The 20,137-nt window shown below is 44.8% G+C and carries 19 protein-coding genes; 9 read left to right on the top strand and 10 right to left on the bottom strand.

The genetic code is table 11. The features are described from left to right. The first annotated feature begins 119 nt into the window (after window positions 1-119). Window positions 120-371 (top strand): phycobilisome linker polypeptide, encoded by a 252-nt coding sequence (locus SYNPCCP_RS03375; RefSeq protein ID WP_010871857.1) that lies wholly within the window; start codon window positions 120-122, stop codon window positions 369-371. A 231-nt stretch (window positions 372-602) separates the two neighbouring features. On the opposite strand, the gene serS is transcribed toward SYNPCCP_RS03375, so the two are convergent. The 3 genes from serS to SYNPCCP_RS03360 all read right to left on the bottom strand — a co-directional run bounded on the left by serS (window position 603) and on the right by SYNPCCP_RS03360 (window position 3,036). Continuing rightward, a complete protein-coding gene (serS, locus tag SYNPCCP_RS03370; protein ID WP_010871856.1) occupies window positions 603-1,895 on the bottom strand; it encodes a serine--tRNA ligase in 1,293 nt (430 codons plus the stop codon). 90 nt (window positions 1,896-1,985) lie between these two features. After that, window positions 1,986-2,741 carry a DUF1995 family protein gene (locus SYNPCCP_RS03365; protein WP_010871855.1) on the bottom strand — a complete coding sequence of 252 codons (756 nt, stop codon included), beginning with the start codon at window positions 2,739-2,741 and terminating at the stop codon, window positions 1,986-1,988. Between the two features lie 31 nt (window positions 2,742-2,772). Then, a complete protein-coding gene (locus SYNPCCP_RS03360; protein WP_010871854.1) occupies window positions 2,773-3,036 on the bottom strand; it encodes a TIGR02450 family Trp-rich protein in 264 nt (87 codons plus the stop codon). A 190-nt stretch (window positions 3,037-3,226) separates the two neighbouring features. Between SYNPCCP_RS03360 and SYNPCCP_RS03355 the strand changes: the two genes are divergently transcribed. From SYNPCCP_RS03355 to SYNPCCP_RS03340, 4 genes are all read left to right on the top strand, one after another. Continuing rightward, window positions 3,227-4,732: an SLBB domain-containing protein gene (locus tag SYNPCCP_RS03355; protein WP_223211339.1), complete on the top strand. Its 1,506-nt coding sequence runs from the start codon at window positions 3,227-3,229 to the stop codon at window positions 4,730-4,732. A 67-nt stretch (window positions 4,733-4,799) separates the two neighbouring features. After that, on the top strand, window positions 4,800-8,156 hold the full coding sequence (locus SYNPCCP_RS03350; protein WP_010871852.1) for a DEAD/DEAH box helicase: 3,357 nt from the start codon (window positions 4,800-4,802) through the stop codon (window positions 8,154-8,156). 155 nt (window positions 8,157-8,311) lie between these two features. Next, on the top strand, window positions 8,312-10,000 hold the full coding sequence (locus SYNPCCP_RS03345) for a BRCT domain-containing protein (protein ID WP_010871851.1): 1,689 nt from the start codon (window positions 8,312-8,314) through the stop codon (window positions 9,998-10,000). 286 nt (window positions 10,001-10,286) lie between these two features. After that, entirely contained in the window at window positions 10,287-10,691 is a 405-nt protein-coding gene (locus tag SYNPCCP_RS03340; RefSeq protein WP_010871850.1) for a ferredoxin, read from the top strand. Here SYNPCCP_RS03340 and SYNPCCP_RS03335 read toward each other — a convergent pair. After that, the gene (locus tag SYNPCCP_RS03335; protein ID WP_010871849.1) at window positions 10,686-11,534 is read right to left on the bottom strand and encodes a DUF1350 family protein; all 849 of its coding nucleotides are present in this window, start codon (window positions 11,532-11,534) and stop codon (window positions 10,686-10,688) included. The genes SYNPCCP_RS03340 and SYNPCCP_RS03335 overlap by 6 nt on opposite strands. A gap of 162 nt (window positions 11,535-11,696) precedes the next feature. Here SYNPCCP_RS03335 and SYNPCCP_RS03330 point away from each other — a divergent pair, with 162 nt between their 5' ends. The 3 genes from SYNPCCP_RS03330 to cofG are packed head-to-tail and all read left to right on the top strand — an operon-like array spanning window position 11,697 to window position 14,429. After that, window positions 11,697-12,857 (top strand): SpoIID/LytB domain-containing protein, encoded by a 1,161-nt coding sequence (locus SYNPCCP_RS03330; protein ID WP_020861496.1) that lies wholly within the window; start codon window positions 11,697-11,699, stop codon window positions 12,855-12,857. A gap of 12 nt (window positions 12,858-12,869) precedes the next feature. After that, window positions 12,870-13,484, top strand: coding sequence for an alpha/beta hydrolase (locus SYNPCCP_RS03325; protein WP_010871847.1), 615 nt, complete (start codon window positions 12,870-12,872; stop codon window positions 13,482-13,484). A gap of 3 nt (window positions 13,485-13,487) precedes the next feature. Next, on the top strand, window positions 13,488-14,429 hold the full coding sequence (gene cofG / locus SYNPCCP_RS03320) for a 7,8-didemethyl-8-hydroxy-5-deazariboflavin synthase subunit CofG (protein ID WP_010871846.1): 942 nt from the start codon (window positions 13,488-13,490) through the stop codon (window positions 14,427-14,429). 238 nt (window positions 14,430-14,667) lie between these two features. Here the strand turns inward: cofG and SYNPCCP_RS03315 are convergent, their stop codons facing one another. The 4 genes from SYNPCCP_RS03315 to SYNPCCP_RS03300 form a co-directional block, all read right to left on the bottom strand. Continuing rightward, complete coding sequence (locus SYNPCCP_RS03315) at window positions 14,668-15,375, bottom strand: hypothetical protein (RefSeq protein ID WP_020861495.1); 708 nt, start codon at window positions 15,373-15,375, stop codon at window positions 14,668-14,670. A gap of 277 nt (window positions 15,376-15,652) precedes the next feature. Next, a complete protein-coding gene (locus SYNPCCP_RS03310) occupies window positions 15,653-16,276 on the bottom strand; it encodes a hypothetical protein (RefSeq protein WP_010871844.1) in 624 nt (207 codons plus the stop codon). Between the two features lie 134 nt (window positions 16,277-16,410). Next, window positions 16,411-17,028, bottom strand: coding sequence for a hypothetical protein (locus tag SYNPCCP_RS03305; RefSeq protein WP_010871843.1), 618 nt, complete (start codon window positions 17,026-17,028; stop codon window positions 16,411-16,413). A 305-nt stretch (window positions 17,029-17,333) separates the two neighbouring features. Next, window positions 17,334-18,410: a hypothetical protein gene (locus SYNPCCP_RS03300; protein ID WP_010871842.1), complete on the bottom strand. Its 1,077-nt coding sequence runs from the start codon at window positions 18,408-18,410 to the stop codon at window positions 17,334-17,336. 37 nt (window positions 18,411-18,447) lie between these two features. Here SYNPCCP_RS03300 and SYNPCCP_RS03295 point away from each other — a divergent pair, with 37 nt between their 5' ends. Next, window positions 18,448-19,158, top strand: coding sequence for a TetR/AcrR family transcriptional regulator (locus tag SYNPCCP_RS03295; protein WP_010871841.1), 711 nt, complete (start codon window positions 18,448-18,450; stop codon window positions 19,156-19,158). A 242-nt stretch (window positions 19,159-19,400) separates the two neighbouring features. On the opposite strand, the gene SYNPCCP_RS03290 is transcribed toward SYNPCCP_RS03295, so the two are convergent. Together SYNPCCP_RS03290 and SYNPCCP_RS03285 are read right to left on the bottom strand one after the other, a co-directional pair. Beyond that, window positions 19,401-19,595: a hypothetical protein gene (locus tag SYNPCCP_RS03290; RefSeq protein ID WP_020861493.1), complete on the bottom strand. Its 195-nt coding sequence runs from the start codon at window positions 19,593-19,595 to the stop codon at window positions 19,401-19,403. A 24-nt stretch (window positions 19,596-19,619) separates the two neighbouring features. Further along, complete coding sequence (locus SYNPCCP_RS03285; RefSeq protein ID WP_010871840.1) at window positions 19,620-20,075, bottom strand: divergent PAP2 family protein; 456 nt, start codon at window positions 20,073-20,075, stop codon at window positions 19,620-19,622. Window positions 20,076-20,137: the final 62 nt, after the last annotated feature.

Here is a 20,137-nt window from a genome sequence, read left to right as displayed (position 1 = left end):
GGCTTGACTTTATTTTCCCTTTGGGGAATAACTTGGGGTCGCTTCTCTTTTTGTCTTTGTAGATGATTTTGCTAATTAGCAAATTAAAACTTTAGTGTTCAGGAGTTTTTAGAATCGCCATGTTAGGTCAATCTTCTTTGGTGGGCTATTCCAATACCCAGGCGGCTAACCGTGTCTTTGTCTATGAAGTCAGTGGACTCCGCCAGACCGATGCCAATGAAAACAGTGCCCACGATATTCGTCGCAGCGGTAGTGTGTTTATCAAAGTTCCCTATGCCCGTATGAATGATGAGATGCGCCGCATTTCCCGTCTGGGGGGAACTATTGTTAACATTCGTCCCTATCAAGCTGACAGCAACGAACAAAACTAGGCTATTTTGTTAATTACTATTTGAGCTGAGTGTAAAATACCTTACTTACTCAAAAGCATTAACTAACCATAACAATGACTAATCTCTTTTTTTGATTGAACTCCAAACTAGAATAGCCATCGAGTCAGTCCATTTAGTTCATTATTAGTGAAAGTTTGTTGGCGGTGGGTTATCCGTTGATAAACCACCGTTTTTGTTTGGGCAAAGTAACGATTTGATGCAGTGATGGGTTTAAAGATAATCCCGTTTGAGGAAATCCTGCAGGACGACGGGAACTTTAACCTGACCGCTGCTGGGTTCGTAATAATTTTCTAAAATTGCCGCCATGGTGCGCCCGATCGCCAAACCGGAACCGTTGAGAGTGTGAACAAATTGGGTGCCTTTTTTGCCCTTTTCCTTGTAGCGAATGTTGGCCCGACGGGCTTGGAAATCGTGGAAGTTAGAACAACTGGAAATTTCCCGGTAGGTGTTAGCCGATGGTAACCAAACTTCCAAGTCGTAGCATTTAGCCGCTCCAAAACCTAAATCACCGGTACATAATTCCACCACTCGATAGGGTAATTCTAGGGCTTGGAGAATAGCTTCTGCATCCGCAACTAGGGCTTGGTGTTCAGCGGCGGATTCCTCTGGTTTAACTAATTTAACTAATTCGACTTTATTGAACTGATGTAAACGAATCAACCCTTTGGTATCCCGGCCGTAACTACCAGCTTCCCGCCGAAAACAGGGAGTGTAAGCACAATGTTTAATGGGGAGTTGTTCTAAGTCTAAAACTTCGTCTCGATAAAGGTTAGTCACTGGCACTTCGGCGGTGGGAATAAGCCAGAGGTCATCCCCCCGACATTGAAAACTTTCCTCAGCAAATTTGGGTAATTGCCCTGTGCCCAGCAGGGAATCGCTGTTAACTAAAATGGGAGGCATAATCTCCTGGTAGCCCACGCCAATGTGACGTTCCAGCATAAAGTTAATCAGAGCCCTTTCCAAGGCAGCTCCAGCTTTCATGAGGGAAATAAAACGACTCTGGGCTACTTTAACTCCCCGCTCACTGTCAATAATGCCTAATTTTTCACCGATTTCCCAATGGGGTAAAATTCCTACTGTTTCTGCTTTTAAGTATTGATCTCCCCAACGTTTTACTTCGATGTTATCAGCTTCACTCGCTCCTATGGGAGTGGTTTCACAAGGCAAATTGGGCAGTTCTAGTAACAGCTTTTGCAACTGCTCTTTAAGATCTTTTTCCTGGGGTTCTAAATCTGCTAACTGGATTTTTAAACTATTACCTTCTTCCCGTAAAGTTTGAATTTCTTCCCCTTTAGGATCGGCTCCCTGACCAATTTTTTGGCCAATTAATTTGCCGATTTCATTGCTACGACTTTGCAGTACAGTTCGTTCGCTTTCCTTGGCTTTTTGCTCAGCGGCGATCGCCAAAATGGGTTCGAGATCATAACTTGCCCCGCCCCCTCTTTGATTGAGGCGATTTTGAATAGCGGTGGGATTTTCACGAATTTGCTTGAGGTCTAACACGAACCAACTCTACTTAAAATTTTGGATTTTTTTAATCATTAATGGTCAACCCCATATAGTTTAAATCGTTGGGGTGAACTTCTAGCCGAACTATTGGCTGAGAGCTTTGAGAAAACGGTTTAAATTGGCCATGATGCCTCCTCGTTTAGGACTAGAGCTGGCACCTTCCGAGCTGGCCGCCTGGGGATTGGCATTAGTGCCTTCTATCAATAGTCTTTCCAGGGCTTCCCCCGCTGGCTTTTCAGGCAATTCCGTTAAAAGTTCGTATTCTTCCCCCTTTTCTAGCAATACTTGCCACCTGGAAGGGTGGGAGCGTAACACTACTGCCCCATCTAGGGGACGGAAATAGTAAGCGCTAAACAGGGTGCTCAAAAACCGTTGTCGCAGTTGCCGGGCCGCATAGCCAATGCCCACAATGGACACATCTTCTAGTTGGGGAATGAGCAAAACCACCGGGCGATCGCCGGCCAATTCACAGAGTTTTTCCACACTTTGCACTTCCACCGCAGAAGGGGAGACCACCAAAAATACTTGGTCAGATTCAGCAATTTTGCGGCCAATGGGGGTGTAGCGACTACCTAAATCTCCAATTTGAAAAGGAACTTCGCCCCAGTCTCTTTTTGCCAGGGCCGCCGCTCCAGTATCGGGAAAAATTATCCGTAGTCCCAATCCTTGATCAGCAAATAATTGGCTAAATTCTAAGGCAATAGCTTGGGCTTGGAGGGCAATTTCTGGCACCGCCAATTCCACCTGGATACGACGGTAGCCATCATCTAAGGCCCTTTGGGTGGCGGCGATCGCCTCGGAGATGGCCTCATCAATGGTGGAGGGAACGGGGAGGGACATGGTTATGGGGGGAGGATTAATGACTCGGAGGTTATTTTAGCGCTATCTGATCTTCCTCATCCCTTTCCATGGCCTGGAGGGGTTGCCAGCCCGAGCGCCAGAGCAGATCATCTTTAAGTTGTTGGGCATTGAGCCAAAACCGCACTTTCGGATCGCAACTGGCCACCATTTCCGCAAAAACCCACTGACCCTCCTGCCGTCGATTGACCACTTGGAAGTGTCGCCAACCCCAGGTTTTTTGTTGGGCTGTCCATTTGGAACCGAGGAGATGGGGAAATTTTTGCTTGCGGGCCATGGGAAAAGTTAACCAAAAGCTGAACAAAATTTTTACAGTGCCTACCTGAACATATGATATCCGTCTACAATGTGCCCAGGCTATGGGGATAATCTGGTGGCCTTGAACTTGGAAACCAAAAGGAACATAATCCTTTCTTTTAGTCCAGTCAGATCTTTAACTTTTGGCTTTTCTCCATTTGATGAATGCTATGAATCCTAGTCAATCCTTCCCTTCTAAACTCGGTGGTGCAGTGCTGGTAACCACCATGGCCTGTTTAGGTCTGTGGACACAGGAAGCATTTGCTCAAATTGGTAGTCCTTCCCCTAGTCTATTACCGCAGACCAGTCCCCAAAACGCTCCCTCTATCCTGCCTCCAGAGAGTGAATACACCCTCGGCCCCGGCGATCGCCTCCGGGTCGATGTGCTGCAGGTGGAAGGGTTATCGGGAGAATATCAAGTTTTAGTGGACGGCACAGTGGGTTTTCCCCTCATTGGCACTGTCAGAGTTGCCGGCCTAACCATCCCAGAACTAAACCAAATTTTAGTTAGCCAGTACGCAAAATATATTCGCCGTCCCTTGGTCACTGCCATTCTGACTGTCCCTCGCCCCCTAAGCATCACCCTTTCCGGTGAGGTCAATTCCCCCGGCGCCTACGCCCTGGCGATCGAAGGCGGGCAGAAATTTCCTACCCTCACCCAAGTAATTCAACAGGCTGGCGGTCTCACCCCAGTATCAGACATCAGTCGGGTGCAGCTGCGGCGGCAAAAGGGTAATCAACAAGAAAACTACAGCATCAACCTGTGGGAACTGCTACAGAAAGGAAATTCCCGTCAAAACGTCACCCTAAGAGATGGTGATATTGTGGTTATCCCAAGCAAAACTGCCACAGATCCGAGGGAAGTGCGACAATTAGCCGACGCAAATTTTGGTATTCGTTTTGAGCAAGAAATTAACGTGGCGGTGATTGGGGAAATTTTTCGCCCTGGTTCTTACAAAATTTCCCCTGCCATTAGAGCCTCTAGTATCACCGAAGTGAGTGGTGACAACAGCAGCACAGCCGCAACTAGCAGTCGTGCCAACGTAGAAAATACCCAGCCGGTGCGCCTGACCCAAGCAATCCAAGAAGCCGGTGGTATTAAATCCCAAGCAGATATTCGCAATGTGGAAGTGCGGCGAGAAAATCGGGACGGGAACTTTGAGTTGATTGTGGTCAATCTTTGGGAACTCTTAGACGAAGGCAACCTAGATAAAGACGTTATCCTCCAAAACGGCGACGTCATTACAGTTCCCCAGGCTAAAGAAGTGTCACCAGATGAATTTGAGGCCATTGCCACTGCCAATTTTTCACCCCGCTCCATCACTGTTAACGTTGTGGGGGAAGTGCGACGAGGTGGTGCTATCCAGCTACAGCCTAATTCCACCTTAAACCAAGCAATTTTGGCCGCCGGTTCCTTTGACCCGATTCGGGCGGATAAAGCCAGCGTTGATCTAATTCGTTTAAATCCCGATGGCACAGTTACGAGACTTAATATCGCCCCTGACTTTAGTCTTAACATTAGTTCTGACAAAAATCCAACTTTAAGAAACAATGATGTAGTCTTAGTTAACACCAGTGGTTTAACTCAAGCTACCGATACCCTCAGGGAATTATTTAGTCCAATTGGAGCACTCTTAGGAGGAGGGGCTTTGTCTATCATCGACCGCCTTAATTAATTCAGAGTGAACTCATAACCCATATGACTATGCTAAGTTTTTACAGTTCTCTTACTGAACATTGTTGATGAACGATAAGCAAAAAGCTTCAGGAATATGCGAAAGTTTATACTTACTTGGTGAAGCTAAGCTGAGCTTAAAGGAAAAATTTTATGAAATCTCTAAGCTTTTTTATCAGTTCATCAAAGCTTTTACTGAACCTGAAAATATAGTTTTCAGAAATTTTTATGCAAAATTTAGGTATTGTATTAGCAAAATAAATCTAGACGAAGAAGATGTAAGCAATTTTGAAGCTTTCCGGAAATTTATCCGCAGGGGATTTTCTGAAAAAGTCAACCAAGTTGCCATTGAGCAAGGAATCTTGTTGCTCCAAAAATTATGCCTGCAAGCAACTGAAAATTCCGAACTACTGGGATTCACTTTTGACAATAGTAAATATAACAATCAATATTTTACCAAGCTTTTTCAAGCAAGGCGATCGCCGTCTACCAAGTACCTGAAGCTTTTATACACAGGGCACCACAGAAGTCAATCAAAGCGGGCATTTCATCTCTACGGTTTTGATTTAGAAAACCTACAAACAAACATTGTCATAGAGTGTGATTGGTTTAATGCTCCCCATTTATTTTATTTGATTGACATATTGAAGGAAGATACATTAATCGCTTGCCATAATTTGGTGCCAGTAGCTGAAAATAAATATCAGGCCAAATCAGAATCATTAATCGTTATTGAGCCGGACTTTCTGGTAGATGCCAGCGCCATCAGTGAGTGTTTTGGCAACAAAAATACGAGCAGTGATATTTTTTGGCTAACCAAACTAGTAGGAGAATTAGCTGGTGCTGCAGCTTTTAAAGGAACCATTGTAGGTTACTGCCTAGATGAGCTAGTCAGAAATAAGCAAATTAATATTGCTCAAATTTTTACAGATTACAAAAAGTCAGATGCTCTGAGATCTGCTTATCTTGGCGAACAGGAGATGACAAATATTCAAACGTCGATTGTTCAAGAACATCTACCTAACATCAGTCAATTAGTGCAGAGATTACAGGCAGAAAACTTAAGAATTTGGATTGAACCTACATTTTTTTCACAACATTATGGTCTACAAGGAAGACTAGATTTATTAACTATCGACTCAAACGGATCTAAGGATATTATTGAGCTAAAAAGTGGTGGCGCTCCCTATCCAGGTAGAGAATGGAAAAATCATAAAATGCAGGTGGTGGCATATAACATGATGCTGGAAAGTACCTACGGAAATTATGTGGGTAACAAGGAGATATTTTACTCAAAATCAGATCAGCCCCGCAGAAATATTGTTAGCGAATCTCAAGAAAAAAATGAGTTGATTAAAATCAGAAATGAAATTGTTAGCAAAATTTACCAATTAGCTGCGGGCAACTTTATTAGCTTAGATAAACTTAAATCTGATGGTGCTGGAGAGTTACCAGAATATAATCAACGACGATTAAAGCGTTTTCAACAAAACTACCAGCCAGAAAAGTTGACGACAAACTATTATCAACAGCTACTCTCGTTCATTCTACGGGAATTAATTAACAATAAAATATCAGATCATCAGCAATCTGAGTTGGAAGATAAGCATCAAACATCGACAGGGTTTGCTAGTTTGTGGCTAGATAATTTTAATGTTAAACAAAATAATTATCGCTTAATTTATGATCTTAAACTAATCAAGGTTGACAAAGAGAAAAGTTATCTTTCATTAGCATTGACTCAGACTGATGTGCCCCATTCATTCCGTTCTGGTGACATAGTAATTATTCATCCCAAAATAAATGGTGTATATGAACCGTTAAAACAACATATTTTTAAAGGTTCGATCAAGGGAATTAATCAGAATCAAATAATAGTTTCTTTATTTAACAAGCAAAATGACTATTCATTTATCGAGCAATATAATTTTTGGGCCTTAGAGCCGGATATTTTCGAGCGCAACTACTGGAGTAGTATTGTCTGTTTGTTGGAAGTATTGTCTTGTTCCATGGAGAAAAAACAATTACTTTTAGGGCATTTGGAGCCACAAAAAGCGTTAATAGATTATCAGGTAAATATTTACCTGAGCAATGATCAAAATCAAATTATTTGCCAGGCTCTCGAGGCTAAGCATTATTATTTACTACAAGGACCACCAGGTACGGGGAAGACTAGTATATTTTTGGTTAATTACGTACAAAATTTACTTAAATTAAACAAGAAAAATATTTTTATCCTGGCTTTTACGAATAAGGCAGTGGAACAGATTTGTAAAGCCCTTAAATCCCCACGCTATGGAGAGCTAATAGATTACCTACGTTTAGGTAACAAAACTGTAGTTGATGAAAGTTTGCTGGCCGAAAAATTAACTGGAGATAATGCGGATCTTTGGCGGAAGTATTTACAAGAAAATCAAGTATTTGTCACAACTGTTTCCACGTTTAAAGATAAATATTTATTACTCAGGGAGTTTGTTGGTGAATTTGATCAGCTAATCATTGATGAAGCTTCCCAATTAACGGAGGCTGATCTAGCCGGAATAGTGGTCTTATTCAACAAATTTGTCTTGATTGGTGATCAAAAGCAACTGCCAGCAGTAATTACTCAAAATGAAGAGGAATGTCGAGTTGAAGTTGAGCCATTTCGACGCTATGCCATTAACATTAGCGATTTGAGAATATCTTTGTTTGAAAGATTAATTAATAATGCCAAAAATAAGGGATGGAATCATTGTTACGGACAACTAACTGAGCATTATCGTATGCATAGAGATATTGCTTCATTGATAGCCCATCATTACGATCGCCCTTTGGTGGAGCAAACACAGGAACAGCGAAAAATTGAGTCAAGTTACGAAAATAATGACAATGACTTGTTAAGTAAATTGAGTAAGAGTAGAACTATTTTTATTGAAACCCCATCGGAAACTAGTATTCAGCGCAAGAATACTAACGAAGCCATCATTGCGGCGACCATCGTCAAAACTTACTGGGAAAACAAACTGTTGCCAATGGCAGAAATTGGCATTATTGCTCCTTTTCGGGCTCAGGTAGCGGAAATTAATCAACAATTGGAAAAAATTTTTGCTGGCGCTGATTTTTCAAGGGATTCCATTGTGGTGGATACGGTGGAAAGATTCCAGGGGGATGAAAGAGAATTAATTATTTTTTCCACTACCATTTCTTGGTCTAAGCAGGTTAAAAATATTCAAAGCATCGCTGATGGCGATCGCCAGGGAACAGACCGGAAATTATTGGTCAGTATTTCCAGGGCAAAAAGTAAGCTAGTCATTTTAGGTAATTCATCCCAGTTGCAATTCGCTCCAGCCTATAGGGAATTGATTAAGCACATTGAACAGAGCAATGGATTAATTGATCTAGAAATAGGACAAAAAATAGTAAATTCCCATGGCGGGGAATTTTAGAGAGTGGGCTAAGGCTCCTGGCCTCCTGCCTCGATTAAGTTTTGCGACTATTTCGCCCCGTCGTCCCATAAAAGGTTCCTAAACTTGCTATAAGAGGATCTAGAGTCCAGTCCAGTGGCGATTGGCGTTGATGTTTTTGATCGAGGAGACGGTGGATGACCCCATTGGAATTGAGCTACCCCTTAAGCGGATTGGTTTTGGCCTTAGGCAGCGGCATATATGTCTGGAATAGTCGTCGCGCCCTAGAAAAAAAACTGGCCCAATCCCAACCCTCCGATCAGCCTCCCACTTTAATCGCTGGCTCTGGAACTCCGGCGGTAAAAGAAGTTGCCCCCGAAAACGATGGGGAATCTCCAGAAGCTGTCATCCATGCCAAGGGAAAATTGCGTCGTTTAGAAAAAGATTTGCAATCCGTCCAGGCTTCCTTGGAAAATGCCTTGGCGGAAAGGAATCAGTTGACAGAAAATTACCAAGCCCAAGAAAAAATGGTAGCCGCTCTGCAACATCAGTTGGCCCACTATGACGACATCCAAAGCGAAAAATTTGTTGGTCTGCAAAAGCTCAATCAAGAATTGCTCCAGGAAAATACCAACTTGTCCGATCGCCTTAAGCAAGCGGTCAATGAAGTGGCGGAAACTCGGCCTAAACTGGTTCAGTTGAATTCTTTAGTGACTCGCAATCAACAGTTGAGTGACCAACTCAGCTATGTAGAACAAAATCAAGCTAAGGCGATCGAGCAACGTTTAGCATCCCAGGAAAAGCTCTGGCAACAAAGACATGAGCAAGAACAAGCTCAATGGAATAGTCAGGCGTCCCAATGGGAAGAGCAGGTACGACAACTGACTGCGGAACGGGATCAAGTTCAACAGGAATTACAGACCGCAAGGCAACAAAGTCAGTCAGCCCAGACCCAAGCAGAAAATCTACAGGCCGCCCTCGATCGCCTAGGCCAACAGGAAGAACAATGGCAAGGGGAACGAAGCCAACTCACGGCTAAGCTCAATCAACTAGAGGAAGCGCAAAAAGAACTAGCCCTGGCCAATGCCGAATTAAAAGTCAAACTGGAAACTACCCAGGCCGAAGGCGATCGCCTTAAAACTGAGAAAAAAGAACAGGCCGCTGCCCTGCAATCTGCCCAGGGGCAAGTAACCCAACTTCAACAAGAATTGGCGGCCCTACAGGAAAACTTAGCTAAGGCTAAAGGCGAGCCTCCTTCTGAGGTGCCGGAAAAAACTAAAGCAGTTGCAACTGCACCAGCCCAGGAAGCACCTGTGGTATCCCCTTCTCCTCCGGTAACCGTTGAGGTTAAACAAGAATCGCCCAAATCAGTTCAAGCGGAAAAGGTTGAACCAGAACCGGAACCGACTCCAGTCCCACCAGCAGCCCAAGCAACCAAAGCTCCTGCGTCTCCAGCGAAAAAATCCACTGCTAAAGCTGTTGACGAGGTTTTGGACCAAGAGGAAAAGCAAGTTAAAGCGGTGGAAAAAACTGAGCCGCCGAGGGAAAATAAAACAGTTGCCCCAGTTGCTACCAGCGAAGATGTTGCCCCTACGGTGGAAACAGAAACCATCACCGATCCAGTAGCCACTGTCCCCAGTAATGAGGAAGGTGCCCATCCCCTAGCTGAGAAAAAAGTTGTCATTCTCGGTACCCTCAACGCCATGAACCGAGAGGAAGCTAAAACCAGACTCCAAAATGTGGGGGCTGAATGCACTGGCACTCCCAGCGGTAAAACCGATTACATTGTGGTGGGCAAAGCTCCGGGGGCAAAGCTGAAAAAAGCCCAGAAGCTCGGCATCGCGCAGTTATCAGAAGCCCAATTCCTTGAATTATTGGGAGACTAAGCAAAAAACGGCAGGTAAACGGGGTTTTTTAGCTTAGACTAACAAAACTCTTTATTGCTCCACAGTTGCTCCCACTAATGCTTGGAAGAATGGAACTACGTGCCAAGTAGTCCTTAAATCACAAACCAAATAATGGCCAAACCCAACAGGGTCAATAGCATCATTAAATGGTTCATCCAGTCATCAAAGTTCCAATCTTTAAACATAATGATTTTGGTGGGGCAAGGCCACGGGGCTTTATTCTCTCCAACTATAAGGCGATTATTCAGTTTTCGCGCACATTTCCATGGAAAACCCTGTCCCCATAACTCCCTCAGAAACCATTGTCGATAGTTGCCAACGTTTAGGCCTTGGGCGCATTCAACGGCATCTGTTTCTCTGTTGTGACCAAACAAAACCGAAATGCTGTAGCAAAGAAGATAGCCTCGCCACCTGGGATTATCTGAAAAAGCGTTTGCCGGAGTTGGGGCTGGATTGCACTCAGTCCAGTCGTGATGGGAACATTTTCCGCACTAAGGCTAATTGTTTGCGGGTTTGCCAGCAGGGGCCAATTTTACTGGTATATCCAGAGGGCATTTGGTACCGGAACGTGACCCCCACAGTAATGGAAAAAATTCTCCAAGAGCATATTTTGCAAAACCGTCCGGTGGAGGAGTATCGCTTTTTTACCCACCCTCTTTCGCATTTATAGATTATCAAAACCGCTATAGAAACGAGTCGGTTCTAGCCAACGGAGAATTTCCTTTTGCAGTCGCCTCAAATCCTGGGAAAGGGAATTTTTCAACCATTGCCCCACTGCGTCTAAGGGGGAAAATTCCTGGCCGGTTTCCCATTGAATGTCTTGCCCCAAAGGAGTCAAATGATTGCCAGGTAGGGGACAGTAGGCCACTAGGTCAGCGGTTTGTTGATTTAAAATTGGCCTTAAGCCCAGGGTTTGGTCAATATCATCGTTGGAAAATTTAATTAATAAATTACGCCGCACTCGATAATTTTCGGCGATTAAAAGGTTGGTTTCCTCCGGGGATGGAGTAAATTCAAAATTTAAATCCACCTGGAGATTGAGCTGTCTTAATTGTTTTTGCACCCCTGTGAGGAATTTATCCAGTTGCAGTTGGGCTAATTGTTCCCCAAAGGGAATAGCCTGTTTAACGGGATAGTTATTAAACGCAACGAGGATATTGCCGGCCCGCTCCACCTCGTACAAACTGCCAATGAGTAGATGTAGTTTACAACCCAAGCTATGGCCTAAGCCGTATACCGGCAGTAAACCAGTGGTAATTTCCCCTTGTTTTTGCAATCTTTCCAGAATAATTTCAAAGCGATTCAGCACACTACGGGCGATCGCCTGGTGGTCGAAGGTGTTGACGAAGGGGGTGGCCACCACCACATAACCAGCTTTACCTAATTCCGTTAGTAACCAACGATAGGCCACATTGGGGGCCGTACCGACAAAAGCTCCCCCGAGAAAATGCACCACGGCGATCGGTTGGGGCGGCACTAGAACCCAACTGCCAGAAATTTCACGCCATTCCATCGAAGTTTATTTCCTCTACAAAAAACTTGCCCAGTGGATAACCACCGTTATTTTAACGATCTTTCCCCCTTTGGTCGGCGCTGTAACTGGCTTGGCAAAATCCCCGGCAACAGCTACCTTGGTTAGGATTGACCGGTAGATTGTGCTGTGAGGAAATTTGTCATGGAATTTACGACCAAAACAGGGGGTTCCCTGCCGACAAACTTACGGGTTCTCCTCCCCTGGTTACAACTAATTGGTAAATCTAGTTTTTTCGGTTTAATTATTTCCCTGGCTTGGACTTTATCCGCCCAGGCGATGGAATTACGGGTTGCCATCAGTAAGGGTGTTAGTAATGTCGGAGTGGGCAGTTCCACCCCAGCCTTGGTGAAAAATGCCGGGGGAGCCACCATTGGCCGCTTAGATTCCCTTGTCCCCGCCAACGCCACTGCCTCCGGTCGCAACATTAACCTGGCTGGTATGCAGGCTTCCCAAATCACCATTGAACCTAGTGGAGACGGCCGCATTTGGATCGGCGATCGTTGGTATCGGGGCAAGGTGCGTCTAATCCGCCAAGGCAATGGGGTCAGCGCGGTTAATCTAGTGGATATTGAAGAGTATTTATACAGTGTGGTAGGTTCCGAAGCCATTCCCTCCTGGCCCCTGGAAGCCCTAAAAGCCCAAGCTGTAGCCGCCCGCACCTACGCCATCTATCAAACTAGCAAGGACAGTAACCGTTACTACGACCTGGACACCACCACGGCCACCCAGGTTTATAAGGGGATGAATAACGAATATGTCAGCACGGTGGAAGCAGTAGAAGCCACGGCGGGCCAGGTAATGACCTACAACGGCAAGGTGATTTTGGCTGCGTTCCATGCCGCCTCTGGGGGCCATACGGAAAATGTTGAAGACGTATGGATGTCGCCCCTGCCCTATCTACGGGGAGTGGTGGATTATGACCAAAGTTCGCCGGTGTTTAGCTGGAACCAAACCTTCAGTAACCGTGATTTGAGCCGACACATTGGGGGCATTGGCACTGTTACCGGTTTAACCCCTCTCAAAGTTACTCCCAGGGGTCGCATTGCTTCCATTCAAGTCAATGGCACCGGGGGGCGCAAAACTTTAACTGGCAATGCCATTCGTCAGGCATTAAAACTCCGGAGCACTCTGTTCACTGTGTCGAGAAATGGCGATAATTTCACCATTACAGGCCGTGGTTCTGGCCATGGCATTGGCCTAAGTCAGTGGGGAGCCTACGGTCTAGCCCAAAAAGGTACCCCCTACCAACAAATTTTGTCCCATTATTACCAGTCCGCCAGCCTCACCCAGTTAAATCGTTAGCATTGCCCTGCCATGGCTCTACATTTTTCGGCGATCGCCTACCCAGACCCAGCAGTTACACCAACGGATTCTAGTTATTTACTCGTGATGCTCCATGGTTGGGGGGCTGATGCTCGGGATTTGTCAGACCTGGCTCCCATGTTGGACTTACCTAATTATCAGTGGCGCTTTGTTAATGCCCCCTTTACCCATCCCCAAATTCCCCAGGGCCGGGCTTGGTATGACCTCGAAAGTCAAAATTTTGAAGGTTTGGCCCAAGCAAGACAGGGTTTACGAGCCTATTTATTGGGTTTAGCAGAGGAAACGGGCATTCCCCTGGCCAGAACTATACTGGGAGGCTTTTCCCAGGGGGGAGCCATGGCTCTGGATGTGGGCTTAACATTGCCCCTGGCTAAAATTTTTTCCCTGAGCGGCTATCTCCATTTCCAGCCGGAATCCCAACCCCAGGCGATCGCCCCTATCTTGTTAATCCATGGCACCGAAGATCCGGTAGTACCACTGCGGATGGCTCAACAGGCCAAGGCTGAACTGGAAAGCATTGGGGCCTCAGTGGAATATCAAGAATTTCCCATGGGTCATGCCATTCCTCCCATGGCGTTGGCTCGGTTAAAGTCTTTTTTGAGTTGAAGTGTGTTGTCTATCACTTACAGTCCCGCCTATACTCTGGTTCCCACCTACGAGTGTTTTAACCGTTGTAGTTACTGCAATTTCCGGCAGGAGCCAAGAAAAGACCAATGGTTAACCGAAAGCGTTGCTAAACAGCGACTGGAAAGTTTGGCAGGGCGGGGGATAAGGGAAATTTTAATTCTGGCGGGGGAAGTGCATCCCCAATCTTCCCGCCGAAAAGCTTGGTTTGAACTTATTTATAACCTAGGCAAAATCGCCCTAGATTTGGGATTTTATCCCCACACCAATGCGGGGCCTTTAAGTCGATCAGAAATAGCTCGTTTAAAGGAAGTGAATTTTTCCCTGGGGTTGATGCTGGAACAGGTTTCTCCCCGACTATTAACCACAGTGCATCGTCAAGCCCCCAGTAAAGAACCCCAGCTCAGGTTAGAACAATTACGATTAGCAGGGGAATTGGGTATTCCTTTCACCACTGGCTTATTACTGGGCATTGGGGAAACTGACCAGGAAGTGGAAGAGAGTTTAATGGCGATCGCCAATGTTCAACAAGAATACGGCCACATTCAAGAGGTGATTTTGCAACCCCATAGCCCTGGGCAAAAACAAACAGATAATATTTCCGCCTACAGCCCACAAAAATTGGTGCAAGTTATTACCTTAGCAAGGGCAATATTACCCGCAGAAATTACCCTACAAATACCGCCTAATTTAGTGCCAAATTTCAGTGATCTACTAGCTTGTTTAGCTGCTGGAGTTAGGGATTTAGGTGGCATTGTACCCATTGATGAAGTTAACCCTGATTATCATCACCAATCGGTGAATCAACTAAGTCAATTGCTAGAAGAAAATGGCTATTTATTGCAACCAAGGTTTCCAGTTTATCCCACTTATTTTTCCTGGCTCAATTGTGATTTACAGCAACGGCTATCAGTTTTTATCAACTAATATCATTAGCCAATTTGGGCAACAATTTTTTCTGCTATCTGGCGACCATAACGTTGCTGGCGATCGCCATGGACGATTGCAAAAGCACGGAGGCGCTTACAGTAAGAATCTGGTGACAAAGAAGTTCTGGTGGGTAGGTCTTAAATTTTGTATGGGGCCTAACGACTAAGCTCACCAGACGCAGATAACCTTTGTAACCCAACCAAACAGCTTATGGCGTTCCGGTGCAGCTCGGTTGTTAGTATTCGTCAAGCTTCAGAGAATCCTCAAATGCCTTTACATTAAAGACTGAATCAAGAATGATTGGCAGCCCTTTGTGTTTAGCTATTGAGTTCGTTTCAAGATCGACGACCCAGGACAGTGAATTAACCTTCTCCCAAAAATGCATCTTTCTCAAGCTTTCCTTTTCCACAGAGCTGAAATTATTTGCTCCGCTTTGATTCGTAAATATCCATAAAACGAATCCAGTTACTGACATCTTTACGCTTCCAAAACCTGCTTTCATTGAAGAAGTAAGGGAGAGACAGTTAAGCATCTGACGATCAAACGACTCAAAAAGAGATCTTCGAGCTTCGGGCGAAAGAGATGCTGCAAACTTCACACCTACGAATACTGGCTGGGAGTAAGCATATCGAAATGCAACCGCATCCATATTCATCCCAAGTTTTAAGAGCATTGCACTCAATTCATCTTCTTTAACATTGAAATCCTGCATAGAAGGCTTGAATCGGAACTGATTTGAAGGGATGTCTACGTCGAAAGATGATTCGATAACAGGTATCGCACCTTTTATTGCAACGTTGCACCAAAAATTTGTCTTTTCAATCAATCCAGATGTAGCTACTTTATCAGCTGCACGCCTGCGCTCATTGAAGTCGGCAGCTGAAAAGAGAAATCCACTTTTGATAAGTGCTCTGATCACTCTTTCAAAATCAATAGTATTCATGCTTTGAATGTGTATTAAAGGATGAATTTGTATTGGGCGACGCACCTCTCGTGGATTTTCTGAATGCTAACGCTGGCCCTAGGGGCAGGTGGTAACCCTAAAATTGTAATGCAAAAGACCGGTGGCGGACTGTCCACTCAAGGGGCTTGTTCGGCAGCAATGATGAGATAGATCTGGTGAACGGCATCTTCAGGACTTGACAAAACCTTCGCCTAGTTCTCATTGGGTGGTTAGACTTTCTAACAATCTGGGATGTCTTTAAGTTGACTAAGGCATTCTATCTTCCATCGATTGGGATCCGTGAAACACCACCGCATTCGGGGCATTTTCCTAGCCTTCCTGCTTGTTTACGCCTAACTCTGACTGAAGCCTCACAATCTGGGCATAGAAATCGAATCATGTCGGGTAGGAGTTGCACAGGAATATCTCGCCCAGTGCTTGAGGGATCTGAATGCGAATTAATGGATATTGATTCTAGTGTTACCTTGGCCGATCGGATCGCATCAACGACTTCATCCGATCCGGCAAAGAATGTGAACATATACTTCGTCGAATTAACGTGAAATGCAATTGCTGGACTGACCCAAGATACAGTGGTAGCTTCAAGTTCGTCAATCAACCCCAATGGAAAGCTGAGATAATCTGTTGTTGATGCGACCGTCTTCATTTTAGCTAAAAAGACAAGTCTGTGACTAGTTACTATGACGAGGCCATCGGGTCTATCCCAGCGGTCTTGCTGATTCCAAAACTTGGCGATTTTCTGAAGTAGTATCTTTTCACCGCTTAAGCCGCCAAGGTCTTGGATGAGCTTGGTCGAATCATCTTTTGATGCCTCGACATCGCGAATAACTTTGTAAACGACCTTCCCGAGCTTGAATGCAAAGTCGGTTAGATTATCCATCAGAGTTGAATGCCGATAATACAGACTGCTATACTATTTTAATGAAAAGAGTGCTGGCAAGCAAGCCCGCCGAACGTTGAAGCTGTGCAGCGCAAACGAAGCGCATTGTAGTTTGCGCTCGAACGAGCGTTTTGTTAGCTGCTTGTGGTTTGCACAAGGTCGAATTCATAAAAATGTACCTTATCATCACGATCTTCTTTCATATGAATTAGATAAAAGCCAGAGTGATTAAATAACTTAATTTGGTGGTTGTTTAGGAGGTTTATTATCTTCTGTCTCCATTCTGGAATGTTCTTTTTGTAGTATTCATAGCCTATTTTGCGACCCATCGGATTGCTCGCATGCATGATTGCGCCACATTTCTTGTAAACTTTTATAAATTCATTTTTGGTTAGATAGTCTTCGTCACGATCTGCTAGGCGATTTTTTACTTTAGGGTCATCAGAAAGTTTCTCTACGACTGGTTTAGGGTAAAAATCAGGATTAATTCTGCCTAAGTCTTTTAGTAAATATTCTGCATTCCATGCGCTGGCAAAATTGGAATATACCTTTTTGTATTCTTTTTCGTTTGCTACAAGTGACGCCATAGCTATTAGCTCTAGGATTTTCCTGATTTGCAGCGCAATTGATTCCAGTGTTGTAGGTTCACATAAAGCGTGACCATTACCAGATAGAAAAAAATCGATAACGCCTGTTCGTCGCTTGATTTCTTCCATTACATTGCAATACACATCAATATCTGGTTTTTTCATTTTTTATTTGCAGCTAACCAGTAATTAGACTGCAATGGGAATCCTTAATGCACATTTATCACTTAACTTGTAAGGATAAACAGCATTAAAACCCATACTCAGCCTTCTAATGCTGAGAGAATGCCTGAAAAGAACCACTAAGTCAAATTATTTGGATTAAGTTTTATTAAGTCAACGGAGGTGTCAGATAGCATTTAGATCGTAAAAGCATACGGCATGAACAACCATGAACGGCTTCCCAGAGGTTAACCCCAGGTTTATGGTTTACCAAAATCCCCTGACTTTTTCCGAGTTGGGGGACAAAATCAACTAATTTGGGCGACGATTTTTTCTGCTATCTGGCGATCGCCATGTTTGTCTAACTTCTGATCCAACCTAGGTTTTTGGGGGCTTTCCAACAAAAAATCCCAGTTGCCGGCGAAAAATTGCTGGTGGGGCACAATTTGGTGCTCTCCGTAGTTCTGCAAACCTGCCAGTAAAACTTGCGCTTCCGCAAAACCATCCCTGGTGAGGGAAATAATCGGGACTTCTAACTTTAACGCTTCAGCAAAGGTACCAAAACCAGGCTTGGAAAATACCCGTCCGCAAAGGGGCATTAAATCCACCGGGCGATAGGTTTTATCATTGATAATGGTCAGGTTATCTAACTTAGGAGCTTGGATGTCAAAGGTAATAAATTGATGGTCGGGAAATTGAGTTAATACTTGGTAGGGAATAGCCTCTAAACCTAAACCCCCAAAGGTGAGCAAAATAGTTTTTTCCTTAGCAGTTTTAATGGCAAAGGTATTTCTTAAACTCTGCTCCCCATATTGAGGACCGCCCCCCAGTAAGCCAGCTTGGATTTGATAGGGGAAAATTTCCATCGGTTCCGATAAGGGCAACCGGAATAATAAATCACATTGGCGATAATCCCGTTCAATTTTCTCAATCACTACCCCAAATTGATCACTAAAATCTCGATAGATAAAATTCCAACCGAAATTACTACTCATCCAACAGGGAATATTTGCTCGATGGGCGATCGCCACTGCCAGGGCCGGAATGTCCGCCAGCACTAGATCCACCCGATTGTTCCGTAAATAGTTAGACTCCGTGGCCACCAGGGCATTTTCCCGCTTGTAAATATCCTGTAAAGCTTGCAGGGTCGCCTTTTCATCCATCTGTAAACTATCTGCCTGTACCACGCCAACATCAAAAGCCACTGGGCGGTGAATAAAGGGTTTTTCCAAATAACACTCCAGCAACCAACGGGGGCTACGGGTAGCCATGATTATCAACGCATCAGGGCAAAGTTCCTGGACCCGGCGGGCAATGCAAGCAGTCCGCACCGCATGGCCAAAACCATGGCCGGTAATTGCACAGTAGAGGGTGGGACGTTTCATGGAAAAAGCTCGGAATTATGAAGATTTCTGTTGACCAGTGAGGCGATCGGGATTTTTCCCGCACAATAACAGTAATAGCTCGGTGAATTTAGAGGTAAAGTCCGTGCAGAGCAACAAGTATTCAATCGCCCCATCGACCTTTACCAATCCGGCCGAAGCTTCCACCCATGATCGCATTTTGAAGGGAGCTTTGAAATTATTTGGCACTAAGGGTTACGAAGGTACTACCACAAAGGATTTGGCCCAGGCAGCCAACGTGGCCGAAGGAACGCTATTCCGTTATTTCACCAATAAGAAGGCCATTTTGGTGGAAGTGGCCACCGCCGGCTGGGTGGAAATTCTCACCGATTTATTGACTGAATTAAGCGAGATGGGCAGTTACAAGGCGATCGCCCAGGTGATGAAACGGCGGATGTTCCATTTGCGGGAAAACAAATATCTATTGCAAGTGTGCTTTGTGGAAGCCCAATATCACCCGGAGCTACGGGAAAAAATCCAGTCGGAAATTATCGACAAAATGACCGATGTGGCGGAAGCCTTTTTCCAAACCGCCATGGACCGAGGCATTTACCGGCGAATGAATCCCAAAATTGTCGCCCAGGTTTTTTTGGGTATGTTTGCGGTGGCTGGTTTTTCCGAACAAACGGTGATTGACCCCCACGCTTCCCCCCAGGCTTTGCAAGAAATGGCGGAAGGTTTAGCAGATATTTTTCTTAACGGAGTGTTAGCTAAAGGAGAAAAAATGTGATTCATCAACCAGTGGAAAACCTTAGAAATTGTCTTAAAAGCCCCCCTGACCCCCCAAATTTGGGGGGAAACAGAGGCAACGTCCCCCAGTATTGCCAGAGCTTTAGTAGGTCGATTTAGGAAGCAAAATAAAGCTTTTTAAACAGATGCCCAGAATGGTTTTAAAAATACTGTCAACCTTTTCAAATAAAGACGGTGAAGCAAAATTTTATCAACAGCATCCTAGATCGAACAATTTAAGTTTTAACGTTTGCCCTGGAAAATTTGTTGCACCTGTTCCCACACTTCAGCGGGAGTAATTTTAAAACCGACGTAAAGCACCACCAAAATAATAGCGATAATAGCCCCATTTTTTAGGGTTGCCGCTGTTACGTTAAAAAACCATCTTAGTACTAAACCAATAATTAAAATAGTGGCTAGGAAAAGGACAATTTCCATTCATTTACTCTCCTAATTTCCCGTTCACTGGGCTGGCACGGCAAAGAAAGCGATGGCAATGCCCAATGCTAAACCAGCAAAAACCTGCACTGGAGTGTGGCCCAGCAGTTCTTTGAGCCGTTCTTCCGTCAAGCTTTGATCTTCCTGGAAAAGTTCATCAATTAACTGATTGAGGATACGGGCCTGTTTACCGGCAGCCTGTCTCACTCCTGCCGCATCGTACATAACAATGACGGCAAATAAACAAGCAATGGCAAATTCATTACTGCCCCAGCCTTTTTGCAAACCGACCCCGGTGGCCAAGGCCCCCACTAAGGCAGAATGGGCACTAGGCATTCCTCCGGTGGAAACGAGGGAACGGAGATTGATTTTACCGTTGCGGAAAATTTCCACGATCGCCTTGATGCCCTGGGCCAGGAAGCAGGCCGCCAGGGAAATCAAAAGCACTTGGTTGTGGAACACTGCGCCAAAATCTTGCATAGGTAATGCGGGCTGGAAGAAGGCCGGGCTTCGCTAGACTACCATGATCAACCATACCTTAA

Source organism: Synechocystis sp. PCC 6803 substr. PCC-P, from assembly GCF_000284455.1.
Classification (GTDB): domain Bacteria; phylum Cyanobacteriota; class Cyanobacteriia; order Cyanobacteriales; family Microcystaceae; genus Synechocystis.
The sequence above is the reverse complement of the archived record's forward strand: the minus strand, read 5'-3'. Positions and strand labels throughout refer to the sequence as shown.